We start from the raw sequence: 13,274 nt of genomic DNA, 5'->3' as shown, positions 1-13,274 counted from the left end.
CTCAGTTGCCCTCTTTACGGTTCTCGAAGAATGTCGAGCGACGGCCGCGCAGGACGATATCGAATTTGTAGGCCCGCATGTCGTGCGGGATGGTGTTCTGCATGTCGAGCGCGGCAATCAGGCCCTTGATCGCATTCTCGTCCGGAATGGTCTTCACAATGGGACAAATCCAGATCATCGGATCGCCCTCGAAATACATCTGGGTGATCAGGCGCTGGGCAAAACCATGGCCGAAGACCGAAAAGTGGATATGCGCCGGGCGCCAGTCGTTGACGCCGTTCGGCCACGGATAGGGGCCGGGCTTGATGGTCTTGAACGCGTAACCGCCGTCCTCGTCGGTGATCGTGCGGCCAAAACCGCCGAAATTCGGGTCGAGCGGGGCGAGATAGGTTTCCTTCTTGTGGCGGTAGCGGCCGCCGGCATTGGCCTGCCAGAATTCCACCAGTGCGCCCGGGACGCCGCGGCCGCGCTCGTCGATGACACGACCGTAGACGAGAATGCGTTCGCCGAGCGCCATTTCGCCGGGCTTGGCGTAGTTGACGATCAGGTCGTTATCGAACTCCCCGAGAATGTTGTGGCCGAAGACCGGGCCGGTGATTTCGCTCTTGGTGCCTTCCAGCGAAATCAGGGCGCGCTGCGGCGAGCGCAGCACCGAAGTCTTGTAGCCCGGCGTGAATGCCGGCGGATGCCATTCCCTGTCACGGGCGAAAAAGGGTGTTGTTTCTGGGGGTGTGTTCTTCATTTTTGCTCTCCCGCGGCCTTGTCCGCGTCCAATTCCGCATAAGTGGCTTTGGCGATCTTGAAGGCATGGTTGGCCGCCGGAACGCCGGCATAGATTGCAACATGCATCAAAGCTTCGCAGATATCGTCTTTTGTCGCACCCGTATTGGCGGTTGCGCGGATATGCATGGCGACCTCGTCGTGATGGCCGAGCGCTGCCAGAAGCGCGATCGTCACCATCGAGCGCTCGCGCTTCGTCCAGTTCGGGCGCGACCAGACCGTGCCCCAGGCCCCTTCGGTGATCATTTCCTGGAACGGCCCGTCGAACGGCGTCTGGTTTGCCTGGGCGCGGTCCACATGGGCATCGCCCAGCACCGAGCGGCGGGTCTTCATGCCTTGAGCATAACGTTCCGATGGCGCGGAAGGATCGGCCATATCTATTCCTCGAGTTGTTCGATGAAACCGCGGACCAGCGCGGCATGGGCGGCGGGCGCCTCGACGCAGGGGATATGCGCGGCACCCTCGATAATCTCGTAACGCGCGCCGGGGATCAGGTCGGCGAGCGACTTGACGACTTCGGGCGGCGTCGAGCCATCTTCTCGGCCGACGATGCAGAGCACCGGCACGGCGATCCTCTTCGCGGCCTCGGTGAAATCCGCGTCGCGGATCGCAGCGCACGTGCCGCTGTAGCCGAAGGTCGGCTGGCGGACGAGCATGTTGCAATAGGCCTGGTAGGCGGCGTTGTCCGGCTTTCGGAACGGCGCGGTGAACCAGCGCTCCATGATCGCATCGAGAATGCTGTCGATGCCATTCGTCTCCACGGCGGCAATGCGCGCCGCCCAGGACTCGGCCGTGCCGATCTTGTGGGCCGTGTTGGAAAAGATCAGCGCCTTCACGAGGTCGGGCCGGCTTGCATACAGGCCCTGGGCGATCAGCCCGCCGACCGAGAGGCCACAGACGATAACCTGGCTGAGCTGCAGGTGGTCGAGCAGGCCGGCAAGATCCGCCGCGTGATCGGCGATCGAATAGGGTGGGCTGCCGAGGCCGGAAAGGCCGTGGCCCCGCTTGTCGTAAGTGAGGATCGTATAATCCTCGGCTAGCTTAGGCAGTTCGTGATGCCAGATGCGGCTGTCGGTTCCGAGCGAATTGATGAACACGATGACGGGCTTTCCGTCATCCGCGCGCTGGATGTCGTAATGGATCACAATGTCGTTGATGTGTACAAACTGCATCCGCGCCTCCTCTCGCTTTGATAGATTGCACTAGTTTCCGGTTAGGTAAAATGATATTTTGAGCACAATCCCCTAACCGTAGGGTTATTTGATCTTGATCAATTCCCGAGTCAAGTTTCGGCACTTGCATACATTCGTTGAGGTCGCGCGTCAAAAAAGCGTGGTCAAGGCAGCCGAACTTCTGCATGTCAGCCAGCCGGCCGTCACCAAGACCATCCGCGAACTCGAGGAGGCGCTCGGTGTCGCCATGTTCGAGCGCGACGGCCGCGGCATCCGCATCACCCGTTACGGCGAGGTCTTCCTGCGCCATGCGGGCGCGGCGCTGACGGCGCTTCGCCAGGGCATGGATTCCGTCTCGCAGGAACTGTTCGATTCTGCGCCGCCGGTCCGGCTCGGCGCGCTTCCGACCGTTTCCACCCGCGTAATGCCTCGCGCCATGACGATGTTCCTCGCCGAAAAAACCGGCAGCCGGGTAAAGATCGTGACCGGCGATAATGCCGTTTTGATGGAACAGCTCCGGATCGGCGATCTCGATCTGGTGGTCGGCCGCCTCGCGTTGCCGGAAAAGATGACAGGCCTGTCCTTCGAACATCTCTATTCGGAACAGGTCGTGTTCGCCGTCCGCGCCGGCCACCCGCTGCTCGACGGCAAGCGATCGATCTTCGAGGGTTTAGCCGACTACCCGGTACTGATGCCGACGCGCGGTTCAATCATTCAGCCATCGGTCGAACAGTTCCTGATCGCCAACGGCGTCGCAAGCATTCCCACCCAAGTGGAAACCGTGTCGGATGCCTTCGGCCGCGCCTTCGTGCGGTCGAGCGATGCCATCTGGATCATCTCGGCGGGTGTGGTCGCGGCCGATATCAAGGATGGGATTCTGGCGACATTGCCGATCGATACCAGCGAGACCCGCGGCCCGGTCGGCCTCACCATCCGGGCCGACGCCAATCCCTCCGCTTCGTTGTCGATCCTGATGCAGACGATCCGACAGGCCGCTGCGGAGATCATGCCGGCGCAGTGAGATACGCGGGGCAGATGCCCGATCAGACCGGTTCGATTTTCCTCACCTCGTCCCCGCAAAACAGGATGACGTATTTTCCGATCCTGTCGCCTACGTTGGCCCAGGCTTGCAAGTCGGAAAAATACGGCTCCTTTTGCCACATATCCGGATGGTCCGGATCGACCAATATGGTCAGCTGCGGCCCCTGTTCATAGACCAGCATCTTCGATAGCAAAGGCTGCCAGTCTTCGGAGACCGTGGTATCTGTCATCCACCGGCAGAGGAAATCACGACAGAGTTGAGGCCGATCTGCATAGATCGCGCACCCCCGCCCCTCAGAACAGTGCCGGCACCATTCATCGGCCGGCTTGTCCAGCGTTGCGATTTCGGGAAGCCGGCAGCACAGTGTGCAGGTACCGCATGATCGCACCGCATTCCGCTGTTCAACCGTCTCCAAGATCTCGCTGCCCCACCGCATCAAAAGCCCGGCCGAACGGCCTGCCTCGTCAGCGATATACGCTGCGGTCCTTGCATGCAAACAGCAGGCGCGACCCTAAGTCGGCCGAAGCTCCGGAAAGGCGCGCCGCAACTCGTCCATCGAGGCCATCACTGCGTCGTCTGCGCGCAGCGTCACCGAGATGTTGTCGGCGACATTGAGCGTTTCTTCGAAATGGATCGGCATTTCAACACCGCCCTGGCGCACCAGGATGGCTTCGTTGCGAAAGCCATGCTTCAGCAGCCAATCGCGCGGGGCGCTGAGGCTCACGGCCACATGGAACGCGCCGTCATCCTCCTTGCTGGCCTTCAATTTGTAAGTGACGGGCGACCTATCCCCGCCGATGTCGATCTGGCCTGGATAACCGGCTTCTTTCAGATGTTCAGTCATCTTTCGCTCCTTCGTTTCAGTGAGCCCATGGGACAACCGAGACTCGCTCGCTTTGTTCCGTACGAAAGGCGGCGCCGCGATCAAGCCTGGTTGACGGTTGTTGACGACCGTGATCGAAAGAGCTCGGGTGACGATGAAGAGGAGGAAAAGCGATGACCGACCGGGAACTGCTGCAAGCGCTGTTCAAGGCCGCCGTGAAAGCCGCCGATCCGCTGACTGGCATCGTCAAGCACCTGCCCTCTCCCCCGGCGAACGGCAAGACCGTGGTCGTCGGCGCCGGCAAGGGTGCCGCCCAGATGGCCGCCGCGCTCGAAAGCGTTTGGAGCGGGCCACTGACAGGCGTGGTCGTGACTCGTTACGGTTATGGCTGCGACACAAAGTCGATCGAGATCCTCGAAGCGTCGCATCCGGTGCCGGATGCTGCAGGCCTTGCGGGCGCAAAGCGGCTGGTCGAGACAATTTCCCGCCTTTCCGAAAACGACCTCGTCATCGCACTCGTCTGCGGCGGCGGCTCCGCCCTGCTGCCGGCCCCGCCTGAGGGCCTGACGCTGGAAGACGAGATCGCCTTAAACGAGATGCTGCTTGCCTCGGGCGCGCCGATCTCCGCCATGAACGTGGTTCGCAAACATCTGTCCACCATCAAGGGCGGCCGACTTGCGGCGTCGACCAGAGCTCGCGTCGTCAGCCTGATCGTTTCCGACATTCCCGGCGACAATCCGGCCTTCGTCGCCTCAGGCCCGACCATTCCGGACGCCACAACGCGCCAGGAGGCACTTGCCATCGTCGAGCAGTACAAGCTGAAACTGCCGAGTGCGATGATCGCACATCTGAACTCCCCGGCCGCGGATGCGCCGAAGCCGGACGATCCCGTCTTCACTCGCCACGAACATTTCGTCATCGCCTCCGCCGGCGTGTCCCTGGAGGCAGCCGCCGAAGTTGCCCGCGCCCACGGCGTGACACCCCATATCCTCTCCGACTCCATCGAAGGCGAGGCCCGCGACGTGGCGCTGGTGCATGCTGCGCTTGCGAGGGAAGTGGCGCTCCGCGACCGGCCCTTCGCAAAACCGGCGGTCCTGCTGTCCGGCGGCGAGACGACCGTGACGTTGCGAGCGAAGGGTGGCAAGGGCGGCCGCAACGGCGAATTTGCGCTGGCGCTGGCGCTGGCGATCGACGGGCATGAGATCATCGCACTTGCCGCCGATACGGACGGCATTGACGGCTCCGAAACCAATGCCGGTGCTTTCGCGGACGGCACGACGACGAGGCGCCTGCGAGCCATCGGTTTGGACGGGCGCAGACTGCTCGACCGCAACGACAGCTTTTCGGGCTTTTCCGCCATTGGTGACGTGTTCGATACGGGGCCGACGGGAACCAACGTGAATGACTTCCGGGCCATTTTGGTGCGGTAGTTAACGGAAGCCGGCTGTTGCTGGCTTCCGCCACATTTGCCGCGTGCTCAACCGTTTACTGCAGCTGCGGCTTCCTCAAAAAGTCGTTCCGGTCCGCCGACTTCACCCGAAGCCAGGCTTCCCGCCCGTCGCGCAGGATGCGCATCGGGATTTCCGCGCCTGGAGGGCCGCTGTCCCAGATCTTGCGATAGAAGTCCGCAAGCCCATCGACCTCGCCGTCGCGGATCTCGGAGATGACGTCGCCGCGCTTGAGGCCCGCCTGTGCAGCTGGACCGTTTTCGGTGACGCTCATGACCACCACTTCGCCATTGCTTTCGGCCGACATGGCGCCGAGCCACGGGCGCGGGGGACGGTTGAACTCGCCGCGATTGAGGAGATCATCGAGGATCGGCTTCAGGAGATTGACCGGCACGACCATATTGATATCGGCGATCTCGCCGCCCTTGCTCATCTGAAGACGCAGGGACCCGACGCCGAGCAGCTTGCCTTCCGTGTCGATCAGCGCCGCTCCGCCCCATGAAGGATGGGCCGGCGCAATGAAGATCGCCTCGTCCAGCAGATATTCCCAATATCCGGCGAATTCCTGTTTTGCCACGATATTGCCGCGCACATATTCGCCCTCGCCATCCGCGAAGATGATGGGATCGCCGAGCGTCGCGGTTGCGGAATCACCGATCTGAAGGGCCGGCAGGTCGAGGGGCGCGATGGCCTGCACGAGACCGAAGCCGCTTTCCTGATCGTAGGCAAGCGCATGGGCCGGCACGACGCGGCCATCCTGGCATGTCAGCCAGACGTCTTCGGCTTCGGTGATCAGGTAACCAATCGTCAGGACGAGCCCGTTTTCGCGGATCACCACGCCGCTTCCCTCCCGGCGGGTGCCGAGGGTATTGGCCGTAAAGGCGTTGTCCGGAATTGAAGCACGCACGGCCACGACCGACCGCAAAGTTTTCTCGATATCCATGATGCAAATCCTGATGAGGCAATACGCGGCCCGGAACCCCGCAAGGGTCTGCAGGACAGGACCATACCGCCCCTTTAAGGTATGAATGTGAACGGCATGAAGCAAGAGCTGCAGGGGAAAGTACCGTCTCGATCGGCGATCGAAACGACCTGCCCTCCGTCAGAAGGCGTGCCGCCTACCTCCAAAACACGAATTGCGGCGTCCTGCTCAACCGCTAGGTTTCTCGCCTGTCCATCCCTTTGATTGAGCCCAGGAGGAACGAATGCGACGTCTGAGCCCAAGTTCCCTACTTGTCCTGCTTGCATCGGCCTTGCCCGCGCTCGCGATGGAGAGCGGCAACTACCAGGGTCCGGCCGCCTATGGCGGCGAGCTCGGGGTTTCGGTGGAGAAGCAGAAGTTCAAGATCGAGGTGACGCGGCCCGGCTGCCAGGGCGATACGGAAGGTACCCTGCGCCCGGCCGGCAAGGACCGGTGGCGCGTGGTGCCGGATGAGTCCTATTCGTCGCTGCAATGCGTGATCGGAATTCGTCGCAAGGGAAATGGCTTTGCCATCACGGAAAAAGACTGCCTGGACTACCATGGCGCCAGTTGTTCTTTCGATGGCTCAGTCACGCGCGGCAAGGTCGCCAAAAGCGCATCGGCGGACGGAAAAGACAGCGCGAGCGGTTCGGCGGACGATCCAGTCTGGACCTATGGGGTTCATCCGCAGCTCGGAAAGTCGGCCTATGTAGAAACTTCCGACGGAGCGGTGGGGCTCGCCTGTGCCTATTTCGGCAATAGCGCTGCGATGGCACACATCCTCTCGTTCCGCGCCACACCTAACCTTGCCAGGCAGGGTACGCTCGACATCATGTTCGACGACGGCTCGGGCGGCGGCGTACCGGTGACTCATAGCCAGGGTTTCGTCGAGTACAAGAGCGATACCTGCACCATCCATCTCGATAGCCTGAAGAAGGCATCTGTCCTGCATGTGCTGGAAGGGCGGGTGGAAGGGTTCGACAATTCAAGCGGCGAAACGGTGATGACCGTCAGCCAGGACGGCACTACGTTTCAGTTCAGCAGCAAGAATATTGGGGAACTGGACAAGCTCAAGTCCAAGCGGTTCCCGCTCACGGGATCCGCCAAAGCGATCAACCAGATGGTCGCCGAATGCCCGGCCGCCCAGCGGGACATCGAATGGATGTGCGGCGCCGAGTAGTGCTCGCCCCTCCCTTTGGATCGGGAGGAGCGAAGTCTCGTCGGAGATCTCAGCCCGCGGGCGTCAGCGTGACCGAGGTGCCGGTGGCGGCGACGTTGAGGCCGAGCTGGCCGGTGACGCTCACCGTCTGCAGGTGGATCGAGCCGGCGGTGCCGCCGACGAGGATGTTGGCGCCAATGCCGGCACCGACGGTCGCCTCAGCTGTTGCGCCCTGGTAGAGGCCGCCGAGCGAGCCGTGGTGATAACCGGCAGTCGGGGCGAAGACCGCCCAGATCAGCCGCGAGCGGGTGGTGAAGCCGAGGTCGACGCCCATCTTGCGCACGACGCCGGTATAGCGGTCGAGCGGCTCACTGCCGATCGCGGTGGTGAAGACGCAATCGGCTTCCTTGGCGGAGCCGAGTACGTAACCGACGCCGCCACCTATCGAGCAATCGAGGTAGCCGATGCGCACGCCGCCGCGCTGGTCCTGTTCTTCATAAACCGGAACGCGGTCCCGGCGGGTGATGACATCGGCGGAAAAGGCGGCTCCGGCGCTGGTTACGACCGGCAGAGCGGCGAGCGCCACGGCAACAATCTTCTTCATCCCTGTACTCCTTTAATTCTTCAGCCGCCCTTGTTGAGACTCATGCGAGCGGGTTTGGCAGCGTTGGGAAACGCATGTGGCGGAAGAATGATCCAACGGCCGTTGCACACGAATTGTCACCAAATTGTTCCAAGCGTGAGCCGATCTCATTCGGCCTCCACCTGAGCCAGTCTTTCCCGTTCCGCCTCCCGGTATTGGCGTGGCGTCTGGCCGGTGCGTTTGCGGAAGGAACGGGAGAAGTAGGCGGCATCTGCGAAACCGAGCCCGTCGGCCACCGCCTGGACGCTCGCCGTGGTGAAAACCAGTGCGCGGCGCGCCTCGTCGATGACCCGCGCCATGATCAGGTCGTGGAGGCTCATTCCGGTAACCTCCCGCACCACGCGGTTCAGATGTGTCGGCGAAAGGTTGAGCAGTTTCGCATAAGCTTCTGCGGGAAGCTGCTCGCGAAAATGTCGCCCGATCAGGTCCTTTAGCGCCTCGACGCGAGCGAGCTTCGGATCCTTCGCGCCGCCCGCCGCATCCGGCTGCACCGCGCGGGCGAGGATCAGGATCGCTGCCGTCAGATAGGCCTCGATGAGATCGTTGCGGCCCACCCGTTGCGCCTCGAATTCCGCAAACAGCCGTGAAAAGGTTTCGTCGAGATAACCGACATCGTCGCTCGGGGGGATCGGGATCATGCAAGGGCGCGACAACCAGTCGCCCGGCCGCTTGGCAAGCCCCGCCGTCAGCCGCAGCCGCTCGGCGACGAGCGTGATCACCAGCCCGTCGATATCGCGCGAGAAGCGAAAGCCGTGGCTAACGCCCGGCGGCACTGCCACCACACAAGGGGGCGTCAGCGCAACCGTGGTTCCCGACAGGATGGCATCGCCAGACCCGTTCCGAATGTACAGGAATTGCTGAAAGCCCTCGTGGCGATGGACGCCGATCTCCCAGTGATGCGTGCTGCTGCGTGAGGCGATCGTTTCGCAATGGAGCCAGAAATCCGACCGTTTAGCGCGGCGTTCGCCGTAGAGATCGTAAGTGGGGACTGGCGAAAGCATCGGACACTCCAAATGCGCTATGTCCGATTTGTCCTATGAATTGCGCGAAATGTCCATTGCTTGGTGACGTCGTTCGGCGCTTAGCATAGGCAGATCTTGGGAGGATATCATGCGCACAAAAGTCGCCATCATCGGTTCCGGCCCCTCGGGCCTGCTGCTCGGCCAACTTCTCACCAACGCGGGTATCGACAATGTCATTCTCGACCGAGTGAACAAGGATTATATCCTCGGCCGCGTGCGCGCCGGCGTGCTGGAGGAAGGCATGGTCGGCATGCTCGATCGCGCCGGCGCCGGTGCCCGGATGCATAAGGAGGGCCTCCCGCATGACGGGTTCTCACTCGCCTTCGACGGCCGCGATCACCGTCTCGACCTCTTTGGCCTGACGGGCAAGCGCGTCATGGTCTACGGCCAGACCGAACTCACCCATGACCTGATGGACAAGCGCGAAGCTACCGGGGGCGTGACAATCTACGATGCGGGCAATGTCGCCCCGCATGAGTTCGACGTCGCAAGCCCCTACGTGACCTACGAAAAGGACGGCGTCACCCACCGGATCGACTGCGATTTCATCGCCGGCTGCGACGGCTTTCATGGCGTCAGCCGCAAATCGGTGCCGGAAAGCGCGCTCCAGACGTTCGAGCGGGTTTATCCGTTCGGCTGGCTCGGCATCCTGGCCGACGTGCCGCCGGTCAGCCACGAGCTGATCTATGCCAACCATCCGCGCGGTTTCGCGCTCTGCTCGATGCGGTCCGAGACCCGCAGCCGTTACTACATCCAGTGCGCGCTGGACGAGAAGATCGAGGACTGGTCGGACGAGCGCTTCTTCGACGAATTGCGCCGCCGCCTGCCGGTCGAACATGCGGAACGTATGGTAACCGGACCCTCCTTCGAAAAATCGATCGCGCCGCTCCGCTCCTTCGTCGCCGAGCCGATGCGCTTCGGCAAGCTCTTCCTGGTCGGTGATGCGGCGCATATCGTGCCGCCGACCGGCGCCAAGGGGCTGAACCTCGCCGCAAGCGACGTCCACTACCTCTTCGACGGTCTGCAGGAATATTATTCGGAAAAATCCGCCGCCGGCATCGATGCCTATTCGTCCCGGGCGCTGAAGCGCGTGTGGCGGGCCGTGCGCTTCTCCTGGTCGATGACGACACTGATGCACCGTTTCCCCGATACCGGCGAATTCGGCCAGAAGATCCAGGAAGCCGAACTCGACTACCTGGTCAGCTCGAAAGCCGCCTCGACGGCGCTCGCGGAGAATTATGTGGGGTTACCCTACTGACGCACCTCCCCCAAGCCCGCCGTGGCATGACGGTTCCGGAACCGCGACCCTGCAAGCACGTTCCTGTCGATCTTTCGAGGAGATCGGGATGGACAAGAACAGGAAACTGGAATGGCTGGCGAGGTCCGGTTACGCGGCACGGGGGATCGTATACGTCCTGATCGCGGGCATGGCGTCGCTGTCGACCTTCGGCGGAGGCGAGCCGGATTCGAAATCTGCCCTGCAGATCGTGCTGGAACAGCCCTTCGGGCAGATCTGGCTCGGTCTGATCGGCATAGGCCTGATCGGCTTCATCCTCTGGCGGGTGGCGCAGGCGGTAGTCAACACCGACCGGCACGAAAGCAATGCCAAGGGATATCTGGTCCGGGCAGGTCTTCTCGTCAGCGCCGCGACTTATACCGGTCTTGCCTTCTATGCGGTCGGACAGGCCCTGCATCTTGGCTTGGGCGGACCGTCCGCGGGACGCGAAGGCTGGACGTCCTGGCTGATGCAGCAGCCGTTCGGACGCTACCTTGTCGCGGGCGTCGGCCTGGCGATCATCGGCGCCGGCTGCGCCCAGGCGGTCAAGGGCATCAAACGCGGGTATCTGCGCTATTTCGAAAGCGGATTCGAGCACCGGGCCGTCCTCAACGGCATATGCACCTATGGCCTCATTGCGCGCGGCGTCATATTCCTCATTGTCGGCTTCTTCTTCGTCTATGCCGCCTTCGCTGTCGATCCGAACCAGGCCGGCGGCATGGCGGATGCGCTCGCGTGGGTGCGCCAGCTTCCCTTCGGGGCGATCCTCTATGGCTTGGCGGCGATCGGACTTTTCGCTTTCGGTCTCTACGGATTGATCGAGGCCTGGTACAGGATCGTTCAGCCGCCTTCGATGGACCAATCGCTTCGTGCGATGCGGTCCGTGATGAACTGAGATCGAGCGAGGAGCCCGGATGGCATTCCATCAACGCGTAACGCGAAAAGTGGTCGAAAGGGTCATGACATTCGAGCCGATCGGCCTGATGATGATCGCCTTTCTGGCGGGGGGGCTTTTCGTCTTCTTCAGGCTGACCGACGAAGTGCTGGAAGGCGAGACGCATGCCTTCGATGAAAAGATCCTTCTCGCACTTCGTGACGCGACCGACCTTGCAACGCCGCTCGGCCCCTACTGGCTCAACCATGCGATGGGAGACATCACCGCGCTTGGCGGCGTCACCGTACTCACCCTGATGACCGTGATGGGAACCGTCTTCCTGCTCCTGTCGCGACAAAAGGCGATTGCGCTCTTCATGTTCCTGTCGATTGCGGGCGGCTGGCTCTTGAGTTCGCTGCTGAAGCTCGGCGTGGCGCGTCCGCGGCCGGATATCGTGCCGCACCTGGTCGAGGTGAACGACCTCAGTTTCCCGAGCGGCCACGCGATGCTGTCGGCCGTCACCTATCTGACGCTCGGAGCGCTGCTGTCGCGCGCCCAGCCCTACCGTTCGACCCGCATCTTCCTGATCGGCGCGGCCTTCGTCCTGACCTTCATCATCGGGTTCAGTCGGGTTTATCTCGGCGTCCACTACCCGACCGACGTCCTCGGCGGCTGGTGTGCCGGCGCAACCTGGGCACTGGCTTGCTGGATGGTGGCGCGGCGCTACATCCCGGTGGCGCCGGATTAACCCGCGCTACGGATCGGTATACCCCACCGCTCTTACCCTCACCTCCCGTGCGCCCGGATCCTGCGAGAACAGGATGGCGCCGGAGGATTTGGATTGCGCCGGGACGTAGTCGAAGGTGACCTCGGCATCCTCGACCACGTTGTCGCCATCGACGATCTCGCCGCGCACGGTAACGGCAGCGGCCGTCGCCGTCGCCTTGTTGGAGATCTCGAAGGCGACGCGGTAGCCGCCTTCCACCGGACGCCTCTCGGTGACGGCGATGGAGAATTCCGGCTGCATATCCTCGTCCGTCCAGGCCTTGTAGCCGACCCAGGCGATCATCGCGACAACCACGAGCGCCGAAACCATCCCGGTCGCCCATTCGATCCAATGCGGCTCCTTGGCTTCGCTGTGACGTTTGTTGGCCGTGGTTGTCATCGATCACTCGTTACAGGATGAGGCGGGCGGCAGCCGCCCCGATTGCGCCGGGAAAGGCGAGCACGATGGCGGACATCAGCATCTGCGTTGGCGCCGTGTCGTCGAGCCGGCCGAAGGTCCAGAGCACATAGAAGCTGATCAGCAGCGCGACCAGGTAGCCCGGCAGGGTGAAGCGGAAGAAGGCATGCCACCACGGTGTCTCCTCGGGAATTTCATGGGTACCCTTGAAGGCGACCGCATAGACGAACCCGTGCATGATGGCGATCGACACGCCGATCATGACGAGCGCATGCCAGGGTGTCATCTTGTAGGCGATCAGGATGATCTCCTCCGTGGGCGCAACGTTGAGGTTGAGGAAGAGCGCACCGACCGCCATCAGGAAGAGCTCGCGGCTGTAGCTGGTGGAAATTTCGTCGGGCACGGCGTCGCCGCCTTCTCCCTGGTCCTTTTCGCCGTCACCATCGTCTTCATCCTTGCCGGCCTGCCCGCCAAGCTGGGAGCGGCCGAGCAGCGCGCCGATGCTGGCCGGCACGGACTGAATGGCGACCTTGCCGAGCATTTCGGAGAGCGGCATATGCGGCTTGATGTCCCCGAGCATGATGAGGATCGCGGCGCTTATGAGGATGCCGAGGCCATAAGCGATTGTGGCGTCGCGACAGGCCTCCGCCGCGGTGGAAGTGCGTTCGAAACCGATCCGGTGGGCGAGCAATATCAGAAGCGGGATATTGACGATCAGCAACAGGAACAGGCGCCAGCGTTCGATGTAGAACCCGAGCTGCCATAGCTCCATGGTCATCAGCATCGGTATGCCGAACAGCATGGCACCGGCAGCGCCACGTCCGAGGCCGATCAGGAAATCCCGGCTTTCGCCGGCGTCATCATCCCGTTGTACCGTGGCCCCGTTCAAAG

Annotated in this window: 16 protein-coding genes; 6 read left to right on the top strand and 10 right to left on the bottom strand. The window is 62.4% G+C overall.

Going from position 1 to position 13,274, the window contains the following annotated elements; all coding sequences use genetic code 11:
- Position 1: 1 nt before the first annotated feature.
- From pcaH to pcaD, 3 genes are read right to left on the bottom strand one after another with little or no spacing between them, the layout of a single operon-like run.
- Positions 2–742, bottom strand: coding sequence for a protocatechuate 3,4-dioxygenase subunit beta (gene pcaH / locus PMI07_RS10375; RefSeq protein ID WP_024163715.1), 741 nt, complete (start codon positions 740–742; stop codon positions 2–4).
- A complete protein-coding gene (gene pcaC, locus PMI07_RS10370; RefSeq protein ID WP_007771585.1) occupies positions 739–1,155 on the bottom strand; it encodes a 4-carboxymuconolactone decarboxylase in 417 nt (138 codons plus the stop codon). The genes pcaH and pcaC overlap by 4 nt, the downstream gene beginning before the upstream one ends.
- A 2-nt stretch (positions 1,156–1,157) precedes the next feature.
- On the bottom strand, positions 1,158–1,952 hold the full coding sequence (pcaD, locus tag PMI07_RS10365) for a 3-oxoadipate enol-lactonase (RefSeq protein ID WP_007771584.1): 795 nt from the start codon (positions 1,950–1,952) through the stop codon (positions 1,158–1,160).
- Between the two features lie 94 nt (positions 1,953–2,046).
- On the opposite strand from pcaD, the gene pcaQ reads away from it, so the two are divergent.
- Positions 2,047–2,973: a pca operon transcription factor PcaQ gene (pcaQ, locus tag PMI07_RS10360; protein ID WP_037086549.1), complete on the top strand. Its 927-nt coding sequence runs from the start codon at positions 2,047–2,049 to the stop codon at positions 2,971–2,973.
- A 22-nt stretch (positions 2,974–2,995) separates the two neighbouring features.
- Here pcaQ and PMI07_RS10355 read toward each other — a convergent pair whose 3' ends face one another.
- Together PMI07_RS10355 and PMI07_RS33525 are read right to left on the bottom strand one after the other, a co-directional pair.
- Complete coding sequence (locus PMI07_RS10355) at positions 2,996–3,409, bottom strand: hypothetical protein (RefSeq protein WP_245277120.1); 414 nt, start codon at positions 3,407–3,409, stop codon at positions 2,996–2,998.
- 96 nt (positions 3,410–3,505) lie between these two features.
- Positions 3,506–3,838: a hypothetical protein gene (locus PMI07_RS33525; protein ID WP_007771580.1), complete on the bottom strand. Its 333-nt coding sequence runs from the start codon at positions 3,836–3,838 to the stop codon at positions 3,506–3,508.
- Positions 3,839–3,990: 152 nt separating this feature from the next.
- Here PMI07_RS33525 and PMI07_RS10345 point away from each other — a divergent pair, with 152 nt between their 5' ends.
- Positions 3,991–5,247 (top strand): glycerate kinase, encoded by a 1,257-nt coding sequence (locus PMI07_RS10345; protein WP_007771579.1) that lies wholly within the window; start codon positions 3,991–3,993, stop codon positions 5,245–5,247.
- A gap of 55 nt (positions 5,248–5,302) precedes the next feature.
- Here the strand turns inward: PMI07_RS10345 and PMI07_RS10340 are convergent, their stop codons facing one another.
- A complete protein-coding gene (locus PMI07_RS10340) occupies positions 5,303–6,208 on the bottom strand; it encodes a S1C family serine protease (protein WP_007771576.1) in 906 nt (301 codons plus the stop codon).
- Positions 6,209–6,470: 262 nt separating this feature from the next.
- On the opposite strand from PMI07_RS10340, the gene PMI07_RS10335 reads away from it, so the two are divergent.
- Positions 6,471–7,406, top strand: coding sequence for a hypothetical protein (locus PMI07_RS10335; protein ID WP_024163714.1), 936 nt, complete (start codon positions 6,471–6,473; stop codon positions 7,404–7,406).
- Positions 7,407–7,455: 49 nt separating this feature from the next.
- Here PMI07_RS10335 and PMI07_RS10330 read toward each other — a convergent pair whose 3' ends face one another.
- Both PMI07_RS10330 and PMI07_RS10325 read right to left on the bottom strand, forming a co-directional pair.
- Positions 7,456–7,989 (bottom strand): DUF992 domain-containing protein, encoded by a 534-nt coding sequence (locus PMI07_RS10330; protein WP_007773652.1) that lies wholly within the window; start codon positions 7,987–7,989, stop codon positions 7,456–7,458.
- A 146-nt stretch (positions 7,990–8,135) separates the two neighbouring features.
- Positions 8,136–9,029, bottom strand: coding sequence for a helix-turn-helix domain-containing protein (locus tag PMI07_RS10325; RefSeq protein ID WP_024163713.1), 894 nt, complete (start codon positions 9,027–9,029; stop codon positions 8,136–8,138).
- A 109-nt stretch (positions 9,030–9,138) separates the two neighbouring features.
- Between PMI07_RS10325 and pobA the strand changes: the two genes are divergently transcribed.
- The 3 genes from pobA (at position 9,139) to PMI07_RS10310 (ending at position 11,948) form a co-directional block, all read left to right on the top strand.
- Positions 9,139–10,308 (top strand): 4-hydroxybenzoate 3-monooxygenase, encoded by a 1,170-nt coding sequence (gene pobA, locus PMI07_RS10320; protein WP_007771472.1) that lies wholly within the window; start codon positions 9,139–9,141, stop codon positions 10,306–10,308.
- Positions 10,309–10,396: 88 nt separating this feature from the next.
- The gene (locus tag PMI07_RS10315) at positions 10,397–11,221 is read left to right on the top strand and encodes a DUF1206 domain-containing protein (RefSeq protein ID WP_007771469.1); all 825 of its coding nucleotides are present in this window, start codon (positions 10,397–10,399) and stop codon (positions 11,219–11,221) included.
- 19 nt (positions 11,222–11,240) lie between these two features.
- The gene (locus PMI07_RS10310; RefSeq protein ID WP_007771467.1) at positions 11,241–11,948 is read left to right on the top strand and encodes a phosphatase PAP2 family protein; all 708 of its coding nucleotides are present in this window, start codon (positions 11,241–11,243) and stop codon (positions 11,946–11,948) included.
- Positions 11,949–11,954: 6 nt separating this feature from the next.
- Here PMI07_RS10310 and PMI07_RS10305 read toward each other — a convergent pair whose 3' ends face one another.
- On the bottom strand, positions 11,955–12,365 hold the full coding sequence (locus PMI07_RS10305) for a TIGR02588 family protein (RefSeq protein WP_007771465.1): 411 nt from the start codon (positions 12,363–12,365) through the stop codon (positions 11,955–11,957).
- 10 nt (positions 12,366–12,375) lie between these two features.
- On the bottom strand, positions 12,376–13,272 hold the full coding sequence (locus tag PMI07_RS10300) for a TIGR02587 family membrane protein (protein WP_007771463.1): 897 nt from the start codon (positions 13,270–13,272) through the stop codon (positions 12,376–12,378).
- Between the last annotated feature and the right edge of the window lie 2 nt (positions 13,273–13,274).

This window comes from Rhizobium sp. CF080 (assembly GCF_000282095.2).
In the GTDB taxonomy this organism is placed as follows: Bacteria; Pseudomonadota; Alphaproteobacteria; order Rhizobiales; family Rhizobiaceae; genus Neorhizobium.
The sequence above is the reverse complement of the archived record's forward strand: the minus strand, read 5'-3'. Positions and strand labels throughout refer to the sequence as shown.

Bases quoted from the DNA above. Each gene is read 5' to 3' on its own strand.
- pcaH (WP_024163715.1), bottom strand. From the start codon at position 742: ATGAAGAACACACCCCCAGAAACAACACCCTTTTTCGCCCGTGACAGG.
- pcaC (WP_007771585.1), bottom strand. From the start codon at position 1,155: ATGGCCGATCCTTCCGCGCCATCGGAACGTTATGCTCAAGGCATGAAG.
- pcaD (WP_007771584.1), bottom strand. From the start codon at position 1,952: ATGCAGTTTGTACACATCAACGACATTGTGATCCATTACGACATCCAG.
- PMI07_RS33525 (WP_007771580.1), bottom strand. From the start codon at position 3,838: ATGACTGAACATCTGAAAGAAGCCGGTTATCCAGGCCAGATCGACATC.
- PMI07_RS10345 (WP_007771579.1), top strand. From the start codon at position 3,991: ATGACCGACCGGGAACTGCTGCAAGCGCTGTTCAAGGCCGCCGTGAAA.
- PMI07_RS10340 (WP_007771576.1), bottom strand. From the start codon at position 6,208: ATGGATATCGAGAAAACTTTGCGGTCGGTCGTGGCCGTGCGTGCTTCA.
- PMI07_RS10335 (WP_024163714.1), top strand. From the start codon at position 6,471: ATGCGACGTCTGAGCCCAAGTTCCCTACTTGTCCTGCTTGCATCGGCC.
- PMI07_RS10330 (WP_007773652.1), bottom strand. From the start codon at position 7,989: ATGAAGAAGATTGTTGCCGTGGCGCTCGCCGCTCTGCCGGTCGTAACC.
- PMI07_RS10325 (WP_024163713.1), bottom strand. From the start codon at position 9,029: ATGCTTTCGCCAGTCCCCACTTACGATCTCTACGGCGAACGCCGCGCT.
- pobA (WP_007771472.1), top strand. From the start codon at position 9,139: ATGCGCACAAAAGTCGCCATCATCGGTTCCGGCCCCTCGGGCCTGCTG.
- PMI07_RS10315 (WP_007771469.1), top strand. From the start codon at position 10,397: ATGGACAAGAACAGGAAACTGGAATGGCTGGCGAGGTCCGGTTACGCG.
- PMI07_RS10310 (WP_007771467.1), top strand. From the start codon at position 11,241: ATGGCATTCCATCAACGCGTAACGCGAAAAGTGGTCGAAAGGGTCATG.
- PMI07_RS10305 (WP_007771465.1), bottom strand. From the start codon at position 12,365: ATGACAACCACGGCCAACAAACGTCACAGCGAAGCCAAGGAGCCGCAT.